Consider the following 6,501-nt stretch of genomic DNA (forward strand, 5'->3'; position numbering starts at 1 on the left):
CCGTGGACAGAACACCTAGGCTGCCCGGAAGTGGTGGTACAGGTGGTGCCTCGCGAAGCCCATGCCGTCGTACAGCGCGCGGGCCCCCTCGTTGTCCGCCTCCACCTGGAGCCACGCGGCCGACGCGCCCTCGTCCATAGCCTGCCGGGCCAGCGCGGTCATCACGGTGGTGGCGAGCCCCCTCCTGCGGTGCTCGGGAGCCACCTCGACGGCCATGAAACCGGCCCACCGCCCGTCCACGACACACCGCCCGATCGCGGCGGGCGCCTCGTCCCCCGCCTCGCCCGGCACCGTCGCGAACCACACCGAAGGGCCGCCGCCCAGGACCGCGGACACCTGCGGGCCCGGTGTCCCGACCCGCTGGTAGCGGGCGAGCCACGTGTCGTCCACCGTGCGGCTCAGCCGCACCCGCGACACCTCCGCGGCCAGGTCACCGATCGGAGCCAGCGCGGCGATCCGCACCTCCGCGGTCACCTCCCGCCGCCACCCGTGCCCCTCCAGCGCCGCGCACAACTCCTCCTGCGCACCCTCGGCGCCGGTCGCGGTCTGGATGTACGCGGGCAGGCCCCGGTCCGCGTACCACTGGCTGACCCGCCGGAGCGCCGCGTCGAGCGGTATACCCGGATCGCCGAGCGGCAGTACGGAGTTGGCCCGCCGGGTGAAACCGCCGGAGGCGCGCAGCCGCCAGTCACCCAGCGGTTCGCTCTCCACGGGCTGCCAGGCGCGTGCGCAGACCGACGCGAGTTCGGCGAAGGAGGCCGCGGGGCCGCGCCTGCGGGCCGGAGCGGCCGGTACGACCTTGCCCGCCACCAGGGAGGATTCCGGGATCCGGACGGACTCGCCGCTCTTCGGTGTGACCGACAGCACACCCGTGTTCCAGGATGTGAGAACACCGACCGTGTCGGTGAATTTCGGGCCCTGGGCGCCATTCTCGGTCAGGCGCCGGACTGATACCCGTTTGCCCACGTCAGCCGGTGCAATTCGGACCTCCAGCCGTCCGCCCATGGTGAATTCCACAGCTCTGTCCGCCCCTCCTGTTCGGATCGTGCCCGGGAACGGAGATACTAGGTGCGGGCATCGACGACGCCGCGCTCCCGCGCGAGAGCCAACGCCCTACCGAGGAGGAACGACAGCGTGACCTACGTCATCGCGCAGCCTTGTGTCGACGTAAAGGACAAGGCCTGCATCGAAGAGTGCCCCGTCGACTGTATCTATGAGGGCCAGCGGTCCTTGTACATCCACCCGGACGAGTGCGTCGACTGTGGAGCCTGTGAGCCGGTCTGCCCGGTCGAGGCGATCTTCTACGAGGACGACACCCCGGAGGAGTGGAAGGACTACTACAAGGCGAACGTCGAGTTCTTCGACGACCTCGGGTCGCCGGGTGGTGCCTCCAAGCTGGGTCTGATCGAGCGCGACCACGCGTTCATCGCCGCGCTGCCGCCGCAGAACCAGTAGCAGCGCTCCGGCACGTGCGTCGCCCCGGTCCCGTACGGCTCGTCACCGTACGGGACCGGGGTGTTTTCCCCGCCGTGCCCGCCGCATGAACACCCGTACGAGAAAGCAGAGATCCGTGTCCGCAGTCTCCTCCCGCCTCCCGGTCTTTCCCTGGGACAGGCTCGCGCCCTACAAGTCGACGGCCGCGAGCCACCCGGACGGCATCGTGGACCTGTCCGTCGGTACGCCCGTCGACCCGGTGCCCGAGCTGATCCAGCAGGCGCTCGTCGCAGCGGCGGACAGCCCCGGCTATCCGACGGTGTGGGGGACGGCCGCGCTGCGCGACGCCCTCACCGGGTGGGTGGAGCGGCGCCTGGGCGCGGTCTCGGTCACGCACGGGAACGTGCTGCCCGTCGTCGGCTCCAAGGAGCTCGTGGCCTGGCTGCCGACCCAGCTCGGCCTCGGCGCCGGTGACAAGGTCGCCTACCCGCGGCTCGCCTACCCGACGTACGAGGTCGGCGCCCGGCTGTGCGGTGCCGAACCCGTCGTCTACGACGACCCGACCGAGCTCGATCCGGCCGGACTGAAGCTGCTCTGGCTCAACTCGCCGTCCAACCCGACCGGCAAGGTGCTCGCCAAGGACGAGCTGACCCGGATCGTCGCCTGGGCGCGCGAGCACGACGTGCTGGTCTTCAGCGACGAGTGCTACCTGGAGCTGGGCTGGGAGGCCGAACCGGTCTCCGTGCTCCACCCGGACGTCTGCGGCGGTACGTACGAGGGCGTCGTCGCCGTCCACTCGCTCTCCAAGCGCTCCAACCTCGCCGGCTACCGCGCCGCCTTCATCGCGGGCGACGCGGCCGTGCTGAGCGAGCTGCTGCTGATCCGCAAGCACGGCGGGATGATGACGCCGGCCCCCGTCCAGGCGGCGACCGTGGCCGCGCTCGGCGACGACACGCACGTGGCCGAGCAGCGCACCCGGTACGCGGACCGGCGTACGGCCCTGCGTACGGCGCTGGAGGCCCACGGGTTCCGCATCGAGCACAGCGAGGCGAGCCTCTACCTCTGGGCGACCCGCGACGAGCCCTGCTGGGACACCGTGGCCTACCTGGCGGAGCTGGGCATCCTGGTGGCGCCCGGTGACTTCTACGGGCCTGCGGGCGACCGATTCGTGCGCGTGGCGTTCACGGCGACCGACGAGCGCGTGGCTGCCGCGGTCAAGCGACTGGGCTGAGCCGCGCCCGTACGCGGGATCCGGACGCGGGATCCGTACGTGGGAGGGGCCCCGGGAGTGCGCACTCCCGGGGCCCCTCCCACGTACGGACGTGGTGCGGATCAGCCGATCGGCAGACCGCCGAGGCTGTCGGTGGGCAGGCCGCCCTTGGTCACGGCACCGGTCGCGTCGCCGAGGGTGTCACTCGCGCCACCCTTGGCGGCCTTGCCGGCACCCTTCGCCGCGGGCGCGGCCTTGCCGCCCGCCTCGCCGAGGGTCTTGGCCGCCACCGGCAGCGTGGTCCCGACGACCTTGCCGCCGGCCTTGCCCGCGGTGTCGGCGGCCGGCTGGGCCGCGTCGACGGCCTGGCCGAGTCCGGCGCCCTCGACGGTGGTGAGACCGCCGAGCTCCGGGGCCTGCGAGAGCTCCGCGGCACCCGCGGCACCGGCCGCACCGACCACGGGGGCCGCACCCGCCGCGATCAGCAGCGCGGTACGGGCGATCCGACGGGTCAGGGGGAGGGACATGATGCTCCTTCGACGGGGTGGAAAACCTGGTGTCCGTGGTCGGACGCAATGACAACCGTCGTGGGGGAGGGAGAGGTTGCGGTGTGCCGGGGTAAAGATCGCGTAATGCGTCACATAATCCGCAATGAAGAAACCCGGGCGGACAAGGCAGGACGCGGCCATGCGCCGAACCGTCACTTCCCTTTCGCCGCAAGGCGATAGCTGCGCGCGGAAGGCGGTCTGCGGGACGCTGTACGGAGCTCGTACGGAGAGGGAGCGGACCCCCCGTACGGGTGACCGGTCGTACTACTGCGCGAGTCGCATCCGGACCGCGGTGGTGCCCGAATCCTTGCGCTCCGTCCGCCAGCCCGACCCGGAGTCCCACTTCTTGCCGGCGTAGGCGACCTCGTCGATGCCGAGCGCCTCGGACTGCGCGACCGCCCAGTGCGCGAGCTCCCAGCCGCGCTGCGGAATGCCGTCCTGGCCGGCCCTGCGCGCCGTCTGCACCGGAACCGAGAGCGTCCCCGTGCCCGCGGCCGCACCGGCGGCCGGGGTCTCCGCTGCCGCCGCGTCCTCGGAAGGCAGCACGTCCTTGCCGAAGGAGCCCACGAGCGCGGCCCGGACCTTCGCCGCCTCGCCCGTCCCGGCGGTGCTCCGCGGCGGATCGCAGTTCAGGGCCGCGGGTGCCCGGCCGGTCAGCGCCGCTGCCAGCAGCGCGGCATCCGGCTCGTGCTTGGCGTACGCCTGCGGGAAGCCACTGCGCTGGACCCGCTGCGCGGCCACGGTGAGCGGCAGCCGTGAGTAGCCGGGCACCTCGGCCAGGTGCTCGTAGAACTTCCCGGCCGAGTACACGGGGTCCAGGATCTGCTTCTCGGTGCCCCAGCCCTGCGACGGGCGCTGCTGGAAGAGGCCCAGCGAGTCCCGGTCGCCGTGCTCGATGTTGCGCAGCCCGGACTCCTGCAGCGCGGTCGCCAGCGCGATCGTCACCGCGCGCTCCGGCATGCCCCGGGTGGTTCCGACCGCGGAGATCGTCGCGGCGTTCGCCGCCTGCTCCGAGGTCAGCCGGTACGTCCGTCCCTCGCCGGCCGAACCGTCCGCCGACTCCACGGTGCACTGGTCGGAGCTCGTGCCGCCGGTCACGTACTGCACGGTCATATAACCGGCCACCGCCACGAGCACGGCAAAGGCCGCCGTGAGGCGCAGACGGCGGCTGCGGGCGGTGTGTCGGCGGGCGGGGGCAACGGTCCGGGGCACGGGGCCACCGTACGCGAGGCACTAGGGTCGTAGCCATGGCCGAAAGCACGCTTGACCTCACACTGGACGGACCCGCGCTCACCGCATGGCTCGTCGACTTCCCCTCGGTCAGCGGGGAGGAGAAGGAGCTCGCCGACGCCATCGAGTCGGCGCTGCGGACCCTTCCGCACCTGACCGTCGACCGGCACGGCAACAACGTCGTGGCCAGGACGAACCTGGGCCGCGCCGAGCGCGTCGTACTGGCGGGTCACATCGACACCGTGCCGATCGCCGACAACGTGCCCTCGCGCCTCGACGAGGACGGCCTGCTGTGGGGCTGCGGCAGCTCCGACATGAAGTCGGGCGTCGCCGTCCAGCTGAGGATCGCCGCGACCGTGCGCGAGCCCAACCGCGACCTCACCTTCGTCTTCTACGACAACGAAGAGGTCGCCGCCGACCTCAACGGCCTCGGACACATCGCCGCCGCCCACCCCGACTGGCTGACGGCCGACTTCGCCGTCCTCCTGGAGGGATCCAACGGAGAGGTCGAGGGCGGCTGCCAGGGCACGCTGCGCGTCTTCCTGCGCATGGAGGGTGAGCGGGCGCACTCCGCCCGCAGCTGGATGGGGTCCAACGCCATCCACGCTGCCGCGCCCGTCCTCGAAAGGCTCGCCGCGTACGAACCGCGCAAGCCGGTGATCGACGGACTGGAGTACCACGAGGGGCTCAACGCCGTACGGATCGAGGGCGGCGTCGCCAACAACGTCATCCCCGACGCCTGCACCGTCGTCGTGAACTACCGCTACGCCCCCGACCTGAGCGCCGAGCAGGCCATCGCCCATGTGCACGAGGTGTTCGCCGACTGCGGCGTCGCCGAATTCATCGTCGACGACCACTCCGGCGCGGCCATGCCGGGCCTGTCCCACCCCGCGGCCAAGGCCTTCATGGACGCGGTCGGCGGCACGGCCGAGCCCAAGTTCGGCTGGACGGACGTGGCACGTTTCGGCGGCCTCGGCGTTCCCGCGGTGAACTACGGACCCGGCGACCCGATCCTCGCCCACAAGCGCAACGAGCACGTGAAGGTCGAACGGATCACCCACTGCGAGGACCGGCTCCGCTCCTGGCTCACGACCTGACCCCTCGCATTCCCCTGCCCGTAACCTCCGGAGATCTACGCTGGCATGGGACAGGGCGCCGCAGGGCGGCTCTGACGTCGGCGTAGGGAGCAGTCATGGGCAACGCGGAGGACGCAAGGATCCCTGAGGGCGCGGAGGTCCCCGAGGGTGCGGTCAGGCCCGAGGAACAGCGACTCGGCCCGGTGCTGCGCCGCAGGGACCAGGTGCAGCCGGGCACGACCGATCAGCGGCTGCTGGACTCCGAGGGCGACTCCGAGTGGGTGCACACCGACCCGTGGCGGGTCATGCGCATCCAGTCGGAGTTCGTCGAGGGCTTCGGCGCGCTCGCCGAACTGCCCAGCGCCATCAGCGTCTTCGGATCCGCCCGCACACCGGCCGGTGAGCCGGAGTACGAGGCGGGTGTACGCATCGGCCGGGCGCTCGTCGAGGCAGGCTTCGCGGTGATCACCGGGGGCGGCCCCGGAGCGATGGAGGCGGCGAACAAGGGGGCCCGGGAGGCGAAGGGCGTCTCGGTCGGCCTCGGCATCGAGCTGCCCTTCGAGTCGGGTCTCAACCCGCACGTCGACATCGGCGTCAACTTCCGCTACTTCTTCGTCCGCAAGACGATGTTCGTGAAGTACGCACAGGGCTTCGTCGTCCTGCCCGGCGGCCTCGGCACCCTGGACGAGCTCTTCGAGGCCCTCACCCTCGTGCAGACGGGCAAGGTCACCCGCTTCCCGATCGTGCTGTTCGGCACGGAGTACTGGGGCGGCCTGGTGGACTGGCTGCGGGACACGGTGGTGGCCCAGGGCAAGGCGTCGGCGAAGGACCTGCTGCTGTTCCACGTCACGGACGACGTGGACGAGGCGGTGAACCTGGTGACGAAGGAGGTCGGGCGGTAGGGCCTCGCCCCGCGTACTCTCCAGCCCCTCCCCGCGTACTGTCCGGCCCTCCGCGCGTGCTCCAGCCTCTCCGGCGCTTGAGGAGCGGGGTCCGGGGCGGA

The 6,501-nt window shown here is 71.7% G+C and carries 7 protein-coding genes; 4 read left to right on the forward strand and 3 right to left on the reverse strand.

Annotated features, from left to right (window positions below):
* Nucleotides 1-15 precede the first annotated feature (15 nt).
* The gene (locus JGS39_RS34650) at nt 16-1,017 is read right to left on the reverse strand and encodes a GNAT family N-acetyltransferase (RefSeq protein WP_219573719.1); all 1,002 of its coding nucleotides are present in this window, start codon (nt 1,015-1,017) and stop codon (nt 16-18) included.
* A 117-nt stretch (nt 1,018-1,134) separates the two neighbouring features.
* On the opposite strand from JGS39_RS34650, the gene fdxA reads away from it, so the two are divergent.
* Nucleotides 1,135-1,455, forward strand: a complete 321-nt coding sequence (fdxA, locus tag JGS39_RS34655; RefSeq protein WP_018956287.1) for a ferredoxin — start codon at nt 1,135-1,137, stop codon at nt 1,453-1,455.
* 115 nt (nt 1,456-1,570) lie between these two features.
* Nucleotides 1,571-2,665 carry a succinyldiaminopimelate transaminase gene (locus JGS39_RS34660; protein WP_219573720.1) on the forward strand — a complete coding sequence of 365 codons (1,095 nt, stop codon included), beginning with the start codon at nt 1,571-1,573 and terminating at the stop codon, nt 2,663-2,665.
* A 101-nt stretch (nt 2,666-2,766) separates the two neighbouring features.
* Here JGS39_RS34660 and JGS39_RS34665 read toward each other — a convergent pair whose 3' ends face one another.
* A complete protein-coding gene (locus JGS39_RS34665; RefSeq protein ID WP_219573721.1) occupies nt 2,767-3,171 on the reverse strand; it encodes an ATP-binding protein in 405 nt (134 codons plus the stop codon).
* Between the two features lie 285 nt (nt 3,172-3,456).
* Nucleotides 3,457-4,404, reverse strand: coding sequence for a hypothetical protein (locus tag JGS39_RS34670; RefSeq protein ID WP_219573722.1), 948 nt, complete (start codon nt 4,402-4,404; stop codon nt 3,457-3,459).
* Between the two features lie 35 nt (nt 4,405-4,439).
* Between JGS39_RS34670 and dapE the strand changes: the two genes are divergently transcribed.
* On the forward strand, nt 4,440-5,519 hold the full coding sequence (dapE, locus tag JGS39_RS34675; RefSeq protein ID WP_219573723.1) for a succinyl-diaminopimelate desuccinylase: 1,080 nt from the start codon (nt 4,440-4,442) through the stop codon (nt 5,517-5,519).
* A 95-nt stretch (nt 5,520-5,614) separates the two neighbouring features.
* Nucleotides 5,615-6,400, forward strand: coding sequence for an LOG family protein (locus JGS39_RS34680; RefSeq protein ID WP_219573724.1), 786 nt, complete (start codon nt 5,615-5,617; stop codon nt 6,398-6,400).
* Nucleotides 6,401-6,501: the final 101 nt, after the last annotated feature.

Source organism: Streptomyces poriferorum (assembly GCF_019399235.1).
Taxonomy (GTDB): Bacteria; Actinomycetota; Actinomycetes; order Streptomycetales; family Streptomycetaceae; genus Streptomyces; species Streptomyces poriferorum.

Coding starts and splice junctions, on each gene's coding strand:
- JGS39_RS34665 (WP_219573721.1), bottom strand. CDS start 3,171: ATGTCCCTCCCCCTGACCCGTCGGATCGCCCGTACCGCGCTGCTGATC.
- dapE (WP_219573723.1), top strand. CDS start 4,440: ATGGCCGAAAGCACGCTTGACCTCACACTGGACGGACCCGCGCTCACC.
- JGS39_RS34680 (WP_219573724.1), top strand. CDS start 5,615: ATGGGCAACGCGGAGGACGCAAGGATCCCTGAGGGCGCGGAGGTCCCC.